The following is a 16,870-nucleotide window of genomic DNA, read 5'->3' as shown; positions in this document are numbered from 1 at the left end:
TGTGGTATTAATAGGTTGAGCGACAGCTGTGACACTGCCGCCCAAATTTTCAAGCTTGAACGAATCAGGAAATATCGGATTCCTTATAATACTCGGAATCGATCAGCTCTTTCTGGATATTGTCCTGAGTAATGGCAACAGGTGTGCACAGATAGGACGGAACGACCAGCTTGCCGTTGTTGTAGGATTTGGTGTCGTTGATTTCCGGCTGCTTGCCTTCCATCACGGCCTGAACCATGGTAACGCACTTTGACGCAAGCAGACGGGTATCCTTAAAGACCGTCATGGTCTGTTTGCCGGACTTGATGTTCTTAATGGCCATTGTTTCGGCATCCTGCCCGGTGATGACGGGCCACTTTGTGCCGACCTTGTAGCCCGCGCCTTCCAGAGCGGCCGCAATACCGTAGGAAATGCCGTCGAACGGACTCAGAACAACGTCAACGTTTTTGCCGGTGCTGTAATAGCCGGACAAAATGTCTTCCATTCTTTTCTGAGCGGTTTCCTGCGACCAGCGGAGAGTACAGATTTTGTCAAAATCGGTCTGGCCGGAAACAACGTTCAGCTTGCCGCTGTCAATATAAGGCTGAAGGACTTCCATTGCGCCGGTGTTGAGGAAGTGCGCGTTGTTGTCGTCGGGAGAACCCGCGAACAGTTCAATGTTGAAAGGACCCTTGCCTTCTTTCAGGCCCATTTTTTCTTCTATGTATTGGCCGATCAGTGTGCCTACGCCCTTGTTGTCAAAGGTTGCATAATAAGAAACCGCGTCGGTGTCCATCAGCAGACGGTCGTATGCAATGACCGGAATGTTGTTTTTCTTTGCTTCCGCAAGGACATTTACCAGAGCGCTGGAATCGATGGAGGCGATTACTAGGCACTTCGCGCCGCCCGTAATCATATTTTCGATCTGAGAAACCTGTGCCTGAACATCGTCTTCCGCATACTGCAGATCAACTGTGTAACCCAGCTTTTCGAGCTGCTCTTTCATGTTGTTCCCGTCACGGATCCAACGTTCGGAGGATTTGGTCGGCATTGCCACACCGACTTTTTGTCCGTTTGCCGCCGCGGAAGGCTGCGCTTCGTCAGAAGCAGCCGGCTGGGCATTTGCCGCCTGCGATGTGCTCGGTCCAGAGCCGCACGCCGCGGTTGCCAAAAGCATACACGCCGTAAGAAAAATCGCCATCAATCTTTTGATCCTTTTCATTCTTCTCTCGCTCCTTACATGTTATTAATACAACTTTTTATAATACCGCTATTTTTAGCGGAAATATAACAAATACACAGTTTATATTCCTAACACGCGCTGTTTATATCTACAATATATACCAAAGATTTAAACTTGTCAATATAAATTTAATTATTTTTGAACATTACTTTGTTTATTTGTATGTACAAGTTGTACTGTAACAAGTTAAACTTGGTTGTTCTCTAATAAAATTATGTCCTACAGCAATTTCATTTAGTTTGCGAGGCAAAACACGTTCCTCCCCCGCCTTCGGCGGGGGAGGAACGTAACCTTGTCGCAGAATCAACTGGAAATGCTGCAATCAAAGCATAGACTCCGGATGGGCGGAACTGAGGTGGAAAATGGAATAGGCTAAAAAGAGAGCTTGTTCCGGACGCCAACTGCGGCGGTCCGGAACAAGCCCGACGGGATCTATTTCTCCTGTACAGTTTTCCGGGACAGGAGCCAAAATTTCAATGCTTCTGTATTCCTTGCGAGGCAATCACTGCATCGTCACCATGTTTCATATCTCACGATTTCCTCCATTGCTTTTCTCGGCCGCTGTTCCGGCGTCTCATCGCCATATCCCAGCGGAATAATTCCGCACACATATTTATCCTCCGGTATGTTCAGAATGGGCCTGACGTCATTTTGCTCAAACCAGCCTGTCCAACAGGCCGCCAGTCCCTGATGCTCCGCTTCAAGCAATATATGCTCGACCGCAATTGCAGTATCCCGGATAATGTGCTTAAGCTCCGGCTCAGCGCTGTTTTCATCCAGACGGATCTCGGTATCCATGGGAATACGACACCGAATATCCGCCACGCACACAATCAAAATCGGAGCTGCCGTCATCCACGTCTGATGATGGTCGACAGCAGCCAGCTTCTCTTTCGTATCCTCCGATTCCACAATCAGGAACGTCCAGGGCTGCGTATTGCTTCCGGAGGGCGCCAGCCTGGCACTTTCCAGTATTTGAACCAGCTTCTCTTTTTCAACCTTTCGGTTCTGATATTTGCGAATGCTCCTTCGATTCTCTATTTCTTGCAATCTGATGATCTCCTTTCAGTCTTTTGTGCAGATGTTTCTATAGACCGATCCGGTCCTCTCATTTATAAAAGCTGCCGCCGTATCATTATTTACATACGGCGTTGCGGTATTCGTTGGGCGACATTTGCCTGATTTTTTTAAAGACCCGTGAAAAATGATTGACGTCGTTGAATCCCAGTACATCCGAAATTTCGTAAATCTTCAAAGAAGGGTTCTGCAGCAGTTCTTCCGCTTTCTTAATCCGGGTTTCGTTCAGCAGGTCGCAGAAGCTTTTATTCGTATATTTATTCAGCAGCTTGCTGAGATACCACTGGCTCACATATGCCTTTTCCGCAAGCTCCGTAAGCGTCAGTTTCTCTGCATAATGAATTCCTATGTAGTTTAAAGCGCCCCGTACGATAAAGTTGTTTGCCGCGTTTGTCTGCTGTAATTCTTCCGCCGGCTTCTCTTTTGATTCCGGAATCCCCTTCTGCTGCCTTCGCAGATTTTCCGTCATGACCTGAAGCGCTTCCTCCAGTTCATTCATTTTAGAAGGCTTCAGCAAAAATCTCGTCACGCCGATATGAATTGCACGCGTCGCATATTCAAAGTCCCGGTATCCCGTGAGCACGGTAATCTGCATGTCGGGAAACTCCCCTTTCAGCCCGGCCAGCATGGTGAGACCATCCATATCAGGCATTTTGATATCTGTAAACAGAATATCCGGATCGTTTTCCCGGATGGCTTTTGCACCGGACTTTGCGTCCGACGCGGTGGCGACTACCTCGCAGTCATATTTCGCCCAATCGACCACCTTTTTTAGACCCTCCACAATAATATCTTCATCATCAATAATAATTACTTTATACATATTGAATGCCTCCGAATCATCATACTGAAATTATAGCACAGAACACAGAAAAATCGGGTATATTTTCTGGCGTTTACAAAAAATATACCCGTTCTGTACAAATCACAAGATCCTACAGCATTTCCAGTTGATTCTGCAGCAAGACTGCGTTCCTCCCCCGCCTTCGGCGGGGGAGGAACATGTCTCGCAAACGGAAATGGAATTGCCGTCATATAAAATTTTTACCCTTTGATTGCCCCGGCGGTCATCCCTTTGATAATATTTTTTTGAAGGAATACATAAACGACAAGTACGGGTACAACGACCAAAACAACCGCGGCCGCCATCAAACCGTAATTCACACCGGCAATCGAAGTAATTTCATTAAGCAGCCGTGTGATCGTAAAGGCATCCTTGTACCGTAAAAAGAACATCTGTGTAAAAAGATCATTATAAGACCACAGGAAGGTGAAAATGGCAACGGTGGCAAAGGACGGCTTTGCAATCGGAACGATCACTTTAAAAAAGATCTGATAAATATTATATCCTTCCAAATAAGCCGCTTCCTCCAGATCGATCGGCAGCCCTCGGATAAATCCCATGAGAACGACGATTGCAAAAGAAAGATTCCCTGCGATCTGCGGTAAAATGACACTCAGCTGAGAAAGCGCTACGCTGTTCGTGTTGACGATATGCCAGCCGAACATCATACGGAAAACCGGGATGATGGTGGAGAAAACCGGGAACATCATACTTGCGATGATCAGGGAATGCAGGGCGTTTCTTCCCCGGAATTGATAGCGTGCCATGCCGTACGCCGCAAATCCGGCCAGCAGTACGACAACGACGGTAACTGCGACCGAAATGATAAGGCTGTTTTTATATGCTCCGAAAATATCCACACGGTTGAAGGCCGTCTTATAATTATCAAATGTAAAGCTGTCCCCCATCGGAACAGAAAAAGAATCGGACCGAATCAGCCCTTTTACCTTAAACGAGTTCATAATGACCCAAAGAAACGGGTAAATGGTGGTAACCGCCCAAAAGGAAAGAACAAGGTAAATGAGAACTTTCCCCGGCTGTACCCTGCGCCGGACACCGTGTGACCGTGCGGGCTCCCGTGTATCTGCTGTTCGCATCTTTTCCCCTCCCCTAATAATCCTTCTCTTTGAAGATTCGGTTTGCAACCTGAGAAACAACCACACCGATCACGACAATCACAATCGCAATGGTGGAACCATAGTCCACATCGCCCATGGTAAAGGTCTGGTTATACATATAAGTTCCCGTCAGCCACGATTGATCCATCGGCATACCCGCGCCCATCATGACCCAGGGCAGGTCAAACACCTTCAGCGCGCCGGTGACTGCCAAAATCAGGCAGGTAATCAGAACATTGTGCAGGAGCGGCAGCGAAATGTAGCGGACACGGTTGAACCCGCTTGCGCCGTCAATCTCCGCGGCTTCGTAAATGTCGGGTGAAATATTATTCAGGCCGGTTACGATAATGACGAAATAAAATCCGACATACTGCCACATAACCGGAGTCATCATGGTAAACAGAAAATGTGCTTCGTCCTTCCAATCGATCATATCGGTCATGCCGAACTTCATCAGCAGCTGGTTTACCATGCCGCCGTCATATAGAAAAATCAGGTTGAATAAAAGTCCCAGAGCCGTTGCGGAAATGACAATCGGAAAAAAGTACACGGTTCTGAAAAACTGAGTGCCCTTTTTGATGTTATCGATCAATAAAGCAAGCAATAAAGCGATTCCAACCTGAAAAATGATTGTCAAAATCATGAGCAGCATGGTATTGACCAGCGCCGTATTCATAATCGGATCCTGAAAAAGCTTTCCGTAATTCAGATACCAGGGGGAATTAAACCCCTCCGCCGCCGTACCGAGCCCGGTGATATTGCAAAAGCTGTTGTAAATATTCATGGCAAAAGGATAATACAGAAACACAGCCATAAATAAGAATGCGGGAATCAGAAATACCGCCAACGGTGATTTTTTTTTGTAGATCGTAGAATTCATTGATCATCGCCCTCTTTAAAAAAACCGGAGAGCTGATACACCACTCTCCGGTTTTTGACATTGAACAGGAAAATATGTGAGATGAAGAATTAGCTCTTAATTGCCAGACAGGCATCGATTGCCTTTTCGGCCGTTGTTTTTCCGGTTGCGATATTCTTAATATCCGCAAACAGCGCGGTACGTGCTGTTTGTATCAAGCCATCCTGCGTGGCGTGAGTAATTCCCGTTGCGCCCTTGGTCATGGCCATAGCCGCCTGCTCCAGGGAATCCGTATCGCTTTTCGCGATCGTGCCGTTCTTCAATGCGGTGACTGCCGTCGCGCCGAAGGTGGAAACCACTTCATCCGTCGTCATTGCTTTTACAAAGTCGACGCACGCCTTCTGTTTGGCGGGGTCGCTCCACGCTTTTTGGGTAATATAATAGCCCATGGACAGGCCGCCGATGATATCCGTGGATTTTCTTCCGTTTTCACCCGGCACGTAGGTAACGGTAAAGTCGTCGATGCTCTTTGCATTTTCCTGGAACCAGCCGATCTTCCAGGAACCGTCGATCGCGAAAGCAGCTTTGTCGTCAGCCATCAGCTGGAAGGTTTCCGCATCCGTTGCCGTTGTGGTGTTCTTTGGGAAGTAACCTTTTGTATAGAGCGTTTTAATATCGTTGAGACCTTCCGCCCAGGCTTTGCCAACGTCATCCGTAGAAGAGGCGGGAAGCTTCGTATGGGTTGAAGGCGTACCGTGGTTGAATATGCAGTACTCAAACCAGTAATGAGGGACCTCCTGCAAAGAACAGGCGATCGGGGTGATCCCCTTCGATTTAATTGTCTCGCAGTCTTTCAGGAACTGGTCCCAGGTGTAATCCGCACCGGGAACTTCAACGCCGCAGTCCTTGAGGACCTTCTTGTTGATGAACAGTCCTTCCCAGTAGCCGTTTACCGGGACGGAATAGTTTTTGCCATCCGCGGGGGACGCCCCAAGACGGTCGTCCGTCATATTGCTCGCGTAATCGGGATATGTTTTCCGGATCTCATCGATGCTGACTACCTTGCCGCCCTGAACAAGCTTGTTCGCATCAACGCCGTTAAAGTAAAAGAGTACGTCCGGCTCGGCGCCTGTTTCAAAGTCGGCCATGATTTTGGCTTTCCACTCTTCGTTGGAAGTACCGGAGGCATCCTTGACCGTATTGCCGGTAGAAGTCTCATAGGCCTTGTAAGCCGCTTCATAATTCGCCCGGTTGCCGTCGTCGCCTCCGTACGAGGTTACGACTGTGATTTCCACCGGCTTTGCCGCCTCGGAAGACGCTGCCTGAGAAGCGGCCTGTGACGCCGCGGGCGTGCTTTGACATCCGGCAAGCATTGAGCCGCCGAGCGCCATTGTAAGGATGAATGCAATTACCCTTTTCATAAAACAACCTCCATATTATTTGAAATATGCCGTATCTTTTCCAGTGAATACTATATTACACTTTCAGCATTAAAAACATAATAGATAATCTTGCCATTTGTTGCATATTATTGTTTGCTTTGTTCAATAGCAATAACGATTCTGGAAATTGTATGGCCATAACTGTTCATTTTAATTGAAAGGCCGCTGCTCTCCCCGTAAATAATCTTCAGGCGCTGGTTTACATTGCGGATTCCCAGATTGTTCGCACTTTCATTCGCGGTATCGTATTCATCCGACAGCAGGCGCTCAACGCGCCTTTCGTCCTCCGGCGACATCGCGCCGTCGTTCTCCACCTCAAGGATCAGGTTGTCTGCTTCGCGGAAAATACGGATGACGATGACTCCCTTCTGCTGCGGCTGGATTCCATGCTCGACAGCGTTTTCGATAATCGGCTGCATAATCAAACGCGGCGCGTACAAGTCCAAAAGAGAAGGATCGATTTCTTTTCTTACGGTCAGCCGTTTCCCGAGCCGTTCCGAAATGATGTACAGATACGCGTCCACATACATCATTTCTTCGGAAACATGGACAACCGGCCTGCCTTTGCGGTCTATTGCGGCGTCAAGCATGGTGGAGAGCGCTTCAATCATACGGGAAACCTTGACATTATCGGAGAGCCTTGCCTCCCAATTGATAATTTCCAGCGTGTTGTTCAGAAAATGCGGATTGATCTGCGATTGAAGCGCCATGATACGGGCGTCGCGAAGAGCCAGCTCTTCCCTGTAAATCCGGTCGAACTGATACTTCAGCTTGGACGACATGCTGTTGAACGCATCCGTCAGGTACTGAAATTCGATACTGCGGGAGTCGCCCGAAACCTGAACGCCGAAATTGCCCTCTTCTATATTTCCCGCTTCCACGATCAGCCGGTCGATCGGGCGTGACACGTTCCGGGTAAAAAACCAGATTACAAGAGCAAGCAGCGGAACAATCAGAATTCCCATCCATACGAGGACGATTTTAAATCGGTTCAGCTCTGCCGCAAGGGGAGAAATGTCCACCGCGATTACATAGGAAATCCGGTACACTCCGGTCCGGTTCATTCCGTAAAGGTAGGTACGGTCTCCAATGCTCCGGAACGTCTGGCTGTTTGCCTTAAACGCGATCCCCAGCCGCTGGGGCGAGAGCTGTTCTCCGTTCAGCACGACCGGCGTGTCGTTGAGCCAGATTGTCGTGTCCTTTCCCCAGACAATATTCTTGATACCGGCAAACATGCCCGCGGTATCCAACTGCATCGTCAGCACCGCATAGGGTTTATAATCCCCGTCAAGGATATTTCTGACCATATAAGTCCTTCCGTCGGCGTTGATGAAACCAATATCGCTTCCCAGCGTTTCCGACAATTCGCGCACCTGCTGATGCGCGTGATTTCTGTATTCCTGTACGGCGGAGGTTGCGTTGTAGGTTGCGTTAAACGTGTAATAAACGTTGTCGGGCTGCCCGCAGAAATACAGTGCCGTAATGAGAAATTTATCGTCGTATTTGTACTGCTGCGATAAAAACGCCGTGACCCGGTCGTACAGCTCATTGGCGTCCCCTGTCCGATTGAAACTGCCGTATGCGTTTTTAACCGCCGGGTTGTAGGACGCATACCTTGAGGAAGAAATGGCGGAATCGAGCTGATTGACCGCGATTTTCAGGGAATTATTAGCGGAAGTCGTAATGGTTTCCGTAATCTGGTCATTGATATTGTGCGTAATATAATACCCGGTTGCACCGCTGATGAGAGCAATCGGCAAAATCCAGCATGCTATAATGATACAGACCAGTCCCCACTTGAGAGAGAATTGCTGAGAATTCCTCTTCGTCTTCATTTTCATAGCCTTTCTCCGCTTCCATAAACTCAAAATACAGCATTTCCAGTTGATTCTGCAACAAGGCTGCGTCACTCCCCCGCCTTCGGCGGTCTCGCAAACTGAAATGGAATTGCTGTAGATTTCCTTTTGCGAATATAATTCCGTATGTCCAATTATAACATAGTCCCTTCCAAAAGGGCAGGCGCAATTTCAATCCTTCCGGCGCACCGGGCGCGCCTTCTCCCCCATGGAAGGAGGCAAAGGGTGCGGAAAGCAAACCGCTTTGCAATTTTGCGGCTGCGCGGCTTTGCCGTCAGTTTAAAGAAGGCAGCCGCGAATTCCGGCTGCCTTCTTCAGGAGTAGTTATGAAAGAGAAAGGAATTGTTTGAAAACATCGCTGGTTTCCCGCGCGGCCTGGAGGGTAGGCATCTCGCAAAAAATCCGCAGCAGCGGCTCCGTACCGGAAAAGCGCGCAATAATCCAGCCCTGATTTTTAAAATAAACCTTACAGCCGTCCATATAGGACACCTTTTCGATTTCGTACGGAAAATCCGGCAGCAGCTTATCCTGAAGCAGGATCTCTGTTATTTTATCTTTTCCTTCCTGTGAAAACCGAAAGTCGCACTCGTCCATTTCGCAGCTCCCGTATTGATCGGTAATCTCATTGTATATTTCCGACAGCCTGCGGCCCGTGGTCGCGATCATTTCCACCAACAGCGCGGCCGCATAAATGCCGTCCTTGCCCTGAATATGTCCGCGCACGGTAAGCCCGCCGGAGGATTCCCCCCCGATAATCGCGTTTGTTTCCGCCATTTTTGAGGAAACATATTTAAATCCCACCGGAACCTCATAACAGGTTTCCCCAAAATCCTCGGCAATGCGGTCAAGCAGATGGGTTGTGGCAATGTTTCTCACCGCCGCCCCGTGCCATCCTTTGAACTTCATCAGGTAATAATAAAGCATGGTCAGTATTTTGTTCGGATGCAGGAACTCGGCCCTGTCGTTGATCACACCGAGTCTGTCCGCATCGCCGTCGGTTGCGATTCCAATGTCGCAGTGATTCTCCTCGACATAATTCATCAGCCCGGCAAGCGTTTTGCTGTTCGGCGCGGGCAGCCTGCCCCCGAACAGCGCATCGTGCCGCTCGTGGATGACATCCACATTGCACCGGGCCGTGAGCAGAATGGTTTGCAGTGCCGTTTTACTGACCCCATACATCGGGTCAAGTACGATTTTGAGGCCGCGGCTCCGGATCGCGTCCATGTTAATGGAACGGATAATGCTGTCAATATATTGATTTATCGGATCGATCAGCTCAATTCTGCCGCTCCTTACCCCGTCTTCAAACGGTATCCGCCTGATCTGAGCCGGGTCGATGTCCTTCATGTACTGTTCCAGTTCCCCTGTCAGAATTTCGTCGGCATCCCGCCCGTCCTTCATGAAAACCTTGATCCCATTGTAAATGGCAGGATTATGGCTGGCGGTGACCGCCATGCCGTATGGCAGTCCATAATACTGCACCGCAAACATAATCAATGGAGTGGGCGATTCCCTGTCAATCAGCCGACAGGGGATTCCCTCCCCCGCCATCACCTCCGCCGCCCATTTGGCCGCCTCTTCCGACAGGAACCTCCGGTCGTATCCGATTACGAATCCATTTGCTGTTTTCTCCTGAGCTTTCAGCTTTCCGGCGATCGCAGCCGTTAACAGCTGGACGTTGGCTTTGGTAAATTCCTCGCCGATGACTGCGCGCCATCCGCCTGTTCCAAATTTTATCATATCTTCACCGCACTTTTCTCCGTACACAAAACCGCTCTGCACGGCGAGCGCCGACTCCCTTATCCCATCACAACGTTCACCCGGTGCCGTGTTCCCGCCTTCTGTACCGGAATCCCGCCGGAAACGGTTTTTCCGTCCAGTTCCATTGTTTTCACTCCCTTGCTGACGCCGTGCGGATTCTCAACATGGATTTCATAGACAGCGCCACGCCAGACGCGGGTAACATCGAAGCTGCTCCAATTCTTTGGAATGCATGGGTCGACAATCAGGCGGTCGAAATCCGGTCTTATCCCAAGAAGGTAACGGGTTGCGGCAAAATACGCCCAGCCGCCCGAGCCGGTCATGAACGGGTGCCTTGCCCGTCCGAAAGCGGTATGGTCTTTTCCCATTACGAACTGGCAGTAAGAGTAGGGCTCCGACTGCCGGACTTCTATTTCATCATTCTGGTTATAGGGAAGCAGGGCGTTGTAAAATTTCATGGCCCGGTCGCCCCGCCCAAGAGTCGCCTCGGCGCACCATGCCCACGGATTCGGATGACTGAAAATCGAACCGTTTTCCTTAACGCCGGGATACACCCGCGTGACAAACCCGATTTCGTCGTCACTCTTTGTATAGGACGGCGCATTGAGCATCAGTCCATATTGCGTATAGAGGTATTTGTCGACAGAATCCATCGCCCTGACCGCGCGGTCACGGTCGGCCACGCCGGAAAAAACCGCCCAGGTGTTGGACTCGATATGTACCTTGCCTTCCCGATCGTTATGGGTACCGATTTTCCTGCCGTTGGCGGTAATCCCGCGGATATACCACTCCCCGTCCCACAGGTTATCGTTGCATGCCTTTTTCACCTTTTCGGCCATCTTTTCATATTTTTCTGCTTCCTCGTTTTTTCCGATAAACCGGGACAAATGAAGAAAATGTTGGATAGCCCAGTAGTGCAGGAACGAGACCATTGCACTTTCCCCGCCGCCTAAATTCAGGCAGTCATTCCAGTCGGCGCGAAGCCCCTTGCAAATGCCGGTGGAGCCAACCTGTTTGTCGGAAAAGTCAAGAATCCGCATCATGTGCTGATAGACCGTATCCTCTCCGCCGTCGGCGTAGCTAACCGTTTCCTCCAGAAGGGAAGCTTCCCCTGTTTCCTTAACGTATTCGCTGATTGCGGCAATCAGCCACAGTGCGTCGTCAGAGCAGGCGTCCTTGATCCCGTGAATCATTTCCTCCCTGCTGGGAGTGGGAACCACGGTGGGGGATTGGAAGCTTTGCTGTTTTCCCCGGAGCTCGGGGTCAAACCACTCCGGCTGGAACAGGTGCAGCCCGTAGCCCTGCTGTGTAAGGCCCCTGCAAAGCTCGATAATACGCTTCCTGCACTTTTCCGGATTGGAGGACGCGATGGTCATCGCGTCCTGGGAAGTATCGCGGAAGCCCAGGCCGGTTCTGCCGCCCACTTCAATAAACGAGGCGAACCGTGAAAACAGAATGTTGATTTCGGACTGATACAGGTTCCAGATATTCAACGAAGTGTTCATTCCCTGATTTGGGGTGCTGACCTGCAGCTTCCCGAGCTTTTCCTGCCAGAAAGCCGCGAGGTCAGAAAACGCTTTGTCCACATTGGCCGGATCGGAATATTTTCTCCTTACAGGGACAGCCGCTTCCCGTTTTCCGTCCCCCAGCAGAAAGGTAAGCCGAACCTCCTCCCCCGGCTGCAAAACGAGCTTTTTTTGCAGAACGGCACAGTGGTTGCCTGTTTTTTCAAAGCTGCCGGAGCATTCCCCTTTTTCGACCGCAACCGGGTTGCTTTCGTCGCGGTAAGCGCCCAAAAAGCAATCGCGCAGGCAGTCGAACCCATCCGGTTCAAAGCTGGAGGTAAACCACTGGTACCCCGATTCTTCATAATAGAGGTCATATTCAATGATGCCGTCGGCATAGCTGGAGCCCGAGGCATACAGGCTCATCTGAAAATTCTGATTGTCCATATCGATCTGGTGGAACGAAAACTCAAGGTAAGAGTAAACGCTGAGGCGGCGCGGCCGGGCCCCGTCGTTTTTCAGCGCCACATCCCACAACTCGACCGGCTCGTTCAGAGGAATAAACACCGTCTGGCAGGCGGAAATGTCCTGATAATCACAGCGGTATTTCGAGTAGGAAAGCCCGTGCCTGCATTCATATTTCGCTTTGGTCAGGTCCTTCGCGACAGGCTGCCACGAAATGCTCCAATACTCGCCGGTCTCGTCGTCACGGAGATACACATAATGGCCGGGACGGCTGACCGGCGCATTCGGGCGGAAACGCGTAATGCGGTGGTACTGCGGAGATTGATAAAAAACATAACCGTCCGCGGTTTGGCTGAGAACAGCGCACATATCGTTTACACCGATATAATTTGTCCAGGGAACCGGTGTGTTTACGCGATCAATGACATATTCTTTCTTTTCATCATCAAAATAGCCGTATCTCATTCTCCCAATTCTCCTCCGGTTTTCATTCTGAATCAATTATAAAGCAGATCCGGAACTGAATAAATAACAGATGTTGTACTTAATTGTATATTCTTGTGTAGCTTCGCAGAGAGCGGAGCAGGCGCCTCCACACTTGCCCAATCATCTGCCGAAGCACAGCAATATGAAAAGACGCCGGCTGGGCCGGCGTCTTTTCATGATTCAGTTATTCTAAGAAAAAGAGCGTAAAAGCAAAATTGCTTTTACGCTCTCAGGGTTTATTCATCGTTATTCCTTTTTCGGTTGAGAAAATCCCTGACCATATCGATTGTGGGCATCGCCGGTATTCCTCCGCGCTTTTGAACGCACAGCGAGGCGACCGCGTTGGCAAATCCGGTAAAATCCCGGAGCTGTGCTTCACCAAGCTCACCGGGGCGAAGCCCGCTCAAAGCCAGCTTATAGAGGAAACCGCCCCAGAAAGCGTCCCCCGCGCTTGTGGTGTCAACCACCGGAACATCGGGAACAGGAACGAGCGCAGACGCTCCTCTCACTGCGGCATAGGCGCCGTTGCTGCCAAGCGTGACCACCGCACAGGAGACTCCCTTTTGAAAAAGGTACCCGGCGGCGGCCTCGGAAGAAGACTCGCCTGTGATCAGCCCGATTTCCTCGTCGCTGATTTTTACAATGTCCGCAAAAGGAAGGACGCTCTGCATGATTCCGGCGGCTTCGTCCTCGCTTTTCCAGAGCGGCGCACGGTAATTCGGGTCGTAAGAAAGAATGGCCCCCGCCTTTTTCGCGGCCTTAACCGCTTCTATTGTCGCGGAACGCGACGGCTCATCGGTCAGTGAGAGGGATCCGAAGTGGAAAATCCTGCACCCCTCTGTCAGCTCACGCTTAACCTCGCACGCTGAAAGGCAGGTATCCGCGCCGGGCTTGCGTGCAAACGAGAATTTGCGCTCGCCTGTTTCTGACAGCTCAACAAACGCAAGCGTCGTAAACACATTCTCCGCGCTGATCAGCCCGCTGGTGTCGACACCCTTTTCTTCAAGCGCCCTGCGCAGGTAATCTCCGTGCATATCCTTGCCCACCTTGCCGATAAACGAAGTGCTCAAGCCTAAGTTCGAAGCGGCACAGAGCACGTTCGCGGGCGCACCGCCGGGGTTTTGCTCAAACAGGCGCATCCCGTTTTCGCTTTTGCCGTGGTATGTAAAGTCAATCAGCAGTTCGCCCAACGCGACTAAATCAAACATTCGCTCACTCCCCGAGAAAAATTAATCCTTCTTTTTTACTCATAAGCGCTGTTCAACAGGATTATGAGTATATTAAGAATGATGATTGTAATGCCTGATGAAAAACGCTACAATATGGATATGAGGAATTAAAAAATCAAATTATATAAAGGAGAAAAAATTATGAAGGACAGAACTGTGGTATTGAATGCCGGTCTGGTAAATTATGATGGAAACATTGACTACTCACAAATTGCATCTGAAGTCGTAATCTATGATGAAACGCCCGAAGATAAAATTTTGGAGCGGGTTGACGGTTTTACCATTGTTGTAACGAAAGAAATGAAAGTCAGCGGCGACATTATCAGAAAATTCCCTGACAGTGTAAAAATGATCTGTGAAGCCGGGACCGGATATAATAATATCAATTTGGATGCGGTCCATGAAAAGAGGATCCTATTATGCAACATTCCCGCTTACAGCAGTGAAAGAGTGGCACACACGGCAATCCTTTTGATTTTAAACTTAGCAAGCTCCATGCAGAAACAGATTCGTATGCTTTCGCAGGGAAATCATGATAATTTCCATAAGCACTTAATGGTAGACCATGTAGAAGTAAACGGTAAAACACTGGGAGTGATCGGCTATGGCAATATCGCAAAAGAAATCATCAAAGTTGCACAAGCACTCGGAATGAAAATTTCAGTATCTACCCGAACCCCCAGAGCGGATACAGAGAAAATTCACTTTACAACCAATGAAGAGGTTTTTAAGCAAAGCGATTTTATTTCTCTGAATTGTCCTTTGAACGAATCAACAAGGCATATGATCAATAAAGAGACATTGGCCATGATGAAGCCAACCGCATATTTAATCAATACTGCACGGGGAGCCCTGATTGATGAAAAAGCATTGATCGGCGCATTGCAGAATAATGCAATTGCAGGTGCGGGACTGGATGTTCAGGAAGTCGAGCCATTAGATGATGCAAGTCCCTTGTATACAATGGAGAATGTGATCATCACTCCGCACATGGGGTGGCGGGGACTAGAAACAAGACAGCGCTTAATATCATTGATCCGGGATAATATCCGTGCTTTTTCTAAAGGGCAGCCCATTAACAGAGTAGATTAAACGAGATCATAACAATACCGTATCGTTATAGCGCAGAGCTTCCGAAAATTCTGTAATATCACCACTGATACTGGACTGGAGATGGACCGGCATTCCTCTGAACAGGTCAGGGTATTGTGCAGGTCCATGTCCTATCATCTGCGCTGTCATGGAAACTAGACACCCTCAACTCCTCAAAACCTTCTCCATGGGTTTCCCTTTTGCCAGTTCATCCACCAGTTTATCTAACCAGCGTATCTTCTGCATAAGCGGGTCTTCGATTTCCTCTACGCGAATGCCGCAGACTACGCCCGTGATTTTATGGGCGTTTGGGTTGATTTGCGGAGCTTCGGCAAAGAATGTTTCGTAATCGCTATTTTTCACAATCTGTGCTTGCAAGCCATGCTCGTCATACCCCGTCAGCCATTGAACGACGGTATCGACTTCCGCTTTGGTGCGCCCTTTGCGCTCCGCCTTCTGGACAAGCAGCGGGTAGACGCTCGAAAACGCCATCTTGAACACGCGCTCGTTTGTCATAAGGTGTCACTCCCTTTCTCTTTCCGCTTTACTCTCCATCGCACGATGTCGGTGATGAGTTCATAATCGATCGGCTTGTCGAGCGGAAGCTGAATCGTCCCTTTACTGGTCTTATATCCTGCGAGCTGCTCTGCAAACTCAGCAGTAGCCTCGCCGCCGGGGTATAGCCCAATATGTTTTTTGAACGCCGCAAAGTGGATAAGGTTCTCACCCTGCCAAAACGTCGGCATCTGCCACGAGATTTTCTCTGTGGCTTGGGGCGCGGCGGCGCGGATGGTTTCGCGGATTTTTTGCAACAGGGGCTGCACATCTTCCCGCTGTGCGGCGATGTATTCGCCAATGCTGTTCGGTTTCACGCAAAAGTGATCTTGTTCCGTGTTTTTGAACTCACGGCCGCATTTCGGGCATTTCCACATTTAACCCACGCTCCTTGTTATTTTATCACTGATGCCTATTGGATACGAACCCATCGGTGACTCATCAATAGCATAGCGACTAGGAATCCTGCCAAAACGGTGAATACCACGGCAAATACATTGATAATCTTATTTGTTTTTCCTTTCAGGACCTTGGACAGCAAGTGCCGTGAACCCTGACACCCACTACAGCCATACCGACCAGTCACCGTAATCAAATGTTCCGCTCCCGTGGTGGAGTTTGCCATCCGCCTTTAGCTGTCTGAAAGTATCACGCATCTGTATTAAAATTTCGGGTTGTATATCCAAGCTGTGATGTGCGGGAAATACTTGCTTTACCGGCAAAACGGATATTTTTTCCAGAGAATCCAGATAAGCCGCCGGGTCCGTGGACGGATAGTATGCAAATAAGGTGCCTTTATAAACCAAATCGCCGGTAAACAAATACCCGCGCTCCTTTTCCCAGAAACACATGTGTCCCGGAGAATGCCCCGGCGTATGCAACACATCAACCACGCGGCCCCCAATGTCAATCTTATTGCCATCATATAATGCCCTTGTAGGCGTTCCCTGAAAAAACTTATAATTCTTTACGTCGTAACCATCCGGTAAATCACATCGGTCAACCACCATATTCCGAATCGTATCCATCGTCAGAGGAAATTCACCGGACAGCCAATTCAGTTCTGCTGCATGGGCATAAAAATCCGGATAGTATTTGTGTCCTCCAATGTGATCCCAATGAATGTGGGTTGCCACGGCAGTCACGGGTTTATCCGTCAGTTTTTCTACCTTTTCAGAAATATTACAAATACCAAGCCCGGTGTCAATCAGCAGACTTCGTTCCGTACCGTTCAGAAGGTAGCAGTGCGTTTCCTCCCAATGCCTGTATTCGCTGATGATATACGTATCCGCATCAAGTCGGTCTATTGTAAACCAATCACTCATAAATAATTCTCCCGGTTAGAACGCTGCCGCCTGT

The 16,870-nt window shown here is 49.4% G+C and carries 14 protein-coding genes; 1 reads left to right on the top strand and 13 read right to left on the bottom strand.

The features are described from left to right. Positions 1-64: 64 nt before the first annotated feature. The 10 genes from chvE to ACRQU7_RS03075 form a co-directional block, all read right to left on the bottom strand. Complete coding sequence (gene chvE / locus ACRQU7_RS03120; RefSeq protein ID WP_444643617.1) at positions 65-1,201, bottom strand: multiple monosaccharide ABC transporter substrate-binding protein; 1,137 nt, start codon at positions 1,199-1,201, stop codon at positions 65-67. 534 nt (positions 1,202-1,735) lie between these two features. Then, on the bottom strand, positions 1,736-2,272 hold the full coding sequence (locus ACRQU7_RS03115) for a nitroreductase family protein (protein WP_444643615.1): 537 nt from the start codon (positions 2,270-2,272) through the stop codon (positions 1,736-1,738). An 85-nt stretch (positions 2,273-2,357) separates the two neighbouring features. Then, the gene (locus tag ACRQU7_RS03110) at positions 2,358-3,122 is read right to left on the bottom strand and encodes a response regulator (protein WP_038322454.1); all 765 of its coding nucleotides are present in this window, start codon (positions 3,120-3,122) and stop codon (positions 2,358-2,360) included. Positions 3,123-3,343: 221 nt separating this feature from the next. Next, positions 3,344-4,240, bottom strand: coding sequence for a carbohydrate ABC transporter permease (locus ACRQU7_RS03105; RefSeq protein ID WP_444643612.1), 897 nt, complete (start codon positions 4,238-4,240; stop codon positions 3,344-3,346). A gap of 13 nt (positions 4,241-4,253) precedes the next feature. Beyond that, complete coding sequence (locus tag ACRQU7_RS03100; RefSeq protein WP_038322452.1) at positions 4,254-5,141, bottom strand: carbohydrate ABC transporter permease; 888 nt, start codon at positions 5,139-5,141, stop codon at positions 4,254-4,256. A gap of 89 nt (positions 5,142-5,230) precedes the next feature. After that, positions 5,231-6,541 (bottom strand): ABC transporter substrate-binding protein, encoded by a 1,311-nt coding sequence (locus ACRQU7_RS03095; protein ID WP_444643610.1) that lies wholly within the window; start codon positions 6,539-6,541, stop codon positions 5,231-5,233. A 107-nt stretch (positions 6,542-6,648) separates the two neighbouring features. Then, positions 6,649-8,403, bottom strand: a complete 1,755-nt coding sequence (locus tag ACRQU7_RS03090) for a sensor histidine kinase (protein WP_444643608.1) — start codon at positions 8,401-8,403, stop codon at positions 6,649-6,651. A gap of 339 nt (positions 8,404-8,742) precedes the next feature. Further along, positions 8,743-10,158 (bottom strand): phosphoglucomutase/phosphomannomutase family protein, encoded by a 1,416-nt coding sequence (locus ACRQU7_RS03085; protein WP_444643606.1) that lies wholly within the window; start codon positions 10,156-10,158, stop codon positions 8,743-8,745. 59 nt (positions 10,159-10,217) lie between these two features. Further along, the gene (locus ACRQU7_RS03080; protein ID WP_444643604.1) at positions 10,218-12,614 is read right to left on the bottom strand and encodes a GH36-type glycosyl hydrolase domain-containing protein; all 2,397 of its coding nucleotides are present in this window, start codon (positions 12,612-12,614) and stop codon (positions 10,218-10,220) included. A gap of 257 nt (positions 12,615-12,871) precedes the next feature. Then, complete coding sequence (locus ACRQU7_RS03075) at positions 12,872-13,843, bottom strand: carbohydrate kinase family protein (RefSeq protein WP_444643602.1); 972 nt, start codon at positions 13,841-13,843, stop codon at positions 12,872-12,874. Positions 13,844-14,005: 162 nt separating this feature from the next. On the opposite strand from ACRQU7_RS03075, the gene ACRQU7_RS03070 reads away from it, so the two are divergent. Next, on the top strand, positions 14,006-14,956 hold the full coding sequence (locus ACRQU7_RS03070) for a 2-hydroxyacid dehydrogenase (protein WP_444643600.1): 951 nt from the start codon (positions 14,006-14,008) through the stop codon (positions 14,954-14,956). A 165-nt stretch (positions 14,957-15,121) separates the two neighbouring features. Here ACRQU7_RS03070 and ACRQU7_RS03065 read toward each other — a convergent pair whose 3' ends face one another. From ACRQU7_RS03065 to ACRQU7_RS03055, 3 genes are all read right to left on the bottom strand, one after another. After that, complete coding sequence (locus tag ACRQU7_RS03065) at positions 15,122-15,472, bottom strand: DUF2200 domain-containing protein (RefSeq protein ID WP_444643598.1); 351 nt, start codon at positions 15,470-15,472, stop codon at positions 15,122-15,124. Continuing rightward, the gene (locus tag ACRQU7_RS03060) at positions 15,469-15,888 is read right to left on the bottom strand and encodes an iron chaperone (protein WP_444643596.1); all 420 of its coding nucleotides are present in this window, start codon (positions 15,886-15,888) and stop codon (positions 15,469-15,471) included. Before ACRQU7_RS03060 ends, ACRQU7_RS03065 begins: the two co-directional genes overlap by 4 nt. A gap of 186 nt (positions 15,889-16,074) precedes the next feature. After that, on the bottom strand, positions 16,075-16,836 hold the full coding sequence (locus tag ACRQU7_RS03055; protein ID WP_141827080.1) for an MBL fold metallo-hydrolase: 762 nt from the start codon (positions 16,834-16,836) through the stop codon (positions 16,075-16,077). Positions 16,837-16,870: the final 34 nt, after the last annotated feature.

Origin of the sequence: Caproiciproducens puteiluti, from assembly GCF_052442865.1 — a bacterium.
In the GTDB taxonomy this organism is placed as follows: Bacteria; Bacillota; Clostridia; order Oscillospirales; family Acutalibacteraceae; genus Caproiciproducens.
The sequence above is the reverse complement of the archived record's forward strand: the minus strand, read 5'-3'. Positions and strand labels throughout refer to the sequence as shown.

What these genes read in the sequence shown, in the direction of transcription:
- chvE (WP_444643617.1), bottom strand. Translation starts at nt 1,201, where the DNA reads ATGAAAAGGATCAAAAGATTGATGGCGATTTTTCTTACGGCGTGTATG.
- ACRQU7_RS03110 (WP_038322454.1), bottom strand. Translation starts at nt 3,122, where the DNA reads ATGTATAAAGTAATTATTATTGATGATGAAGATATTATTGTGGAGGGT.
- ACRQU7_RS03105 (WP_444643612.1), bottom strand. Translation starts at nt 4,240, where the DNA reads ATGCGAACAGCAGATACACGGGAGCCCGCACGGTCACACGGTGTCCGG.
- ACRQU7_RS03100 (WP_038322452.1), bottom strand. Translation starts at nt 5,141, where the DNA reads ATGAATTCTACGATCTACAAAAAAAAATCACCGTTGGCGGTATTTCTG.
- ACRQU7_RS03095 (WP_444643610.1), bottom strand. Translation starts at nt 6,541, where the DNA reads ATGAAAAGGGTAATTGCATTCATCCTTACAATGGCGCTCGGCGGCTCA.
- ACRQU7_RS03090 (WP_444643608.1), bottom strand. Translation starts at nt 8,403, where the DNA reads ATGAAAATGAAGACGAAGAGGAATTCTCAGCAATTCTCTCTCAAGTGG.
- ACRQU7_RS03085 (WP_444643606.1), bottom strand. Translation starts at nt 10,158, where the DNA reads ATGATAAAATTTGGAACAGGCGGATGGCGCGCAGTCATCGGCGAGGAA.
- ACRQU7_RS03080 (WP_444643604.1), bottom strand. Translation starts at nt 12,614, where the DNA reads ATGAGATACGGCTATTTTGATGATGAAAAGAAAGAATATGTCATTGAT.
- ACRQU7_RS03075 (WP_444643602.1), bottom strand. Translation starts at nt 13,843, where the DNA reads ATGTTTGATTTAGTCGCGTTGGGCGAACTGCTGATTGACTTTACATAC.
- ACRQU7_RS03070 (WP_444643600.1), top strand. Translation starts at nt 14,006, where the DNA reads ATGAAGGACAGAACTGTGGTATTGAATGCCGGTCTGGTAAATTATGAT.
- ACRQU7_RS03065 (WP_444643598.1), bottom strand. Translation starts at nt 15,472, where the DNA reads ATGACAAACGAGCGCGTGTTCAAGATGGCGTTTTCGAGCGTCTACCCG.
- ACRQU7_RS03060 (WP_444643596.1), bottom strand. Translation starts at nt 15,888, where the DNA reads ATGTGGAAATGCCCGAAATGCGGCCGTGAGTTCAAAAACACGGAACAA.
- ACRQU7_RS03055 (WP_141827080.1), bottom strand. Translation starts at nt 16,836, where the DNA reads ATGAGTGATTGGTTTACAATAGACCGACTTGATGCGGATACGTATATC.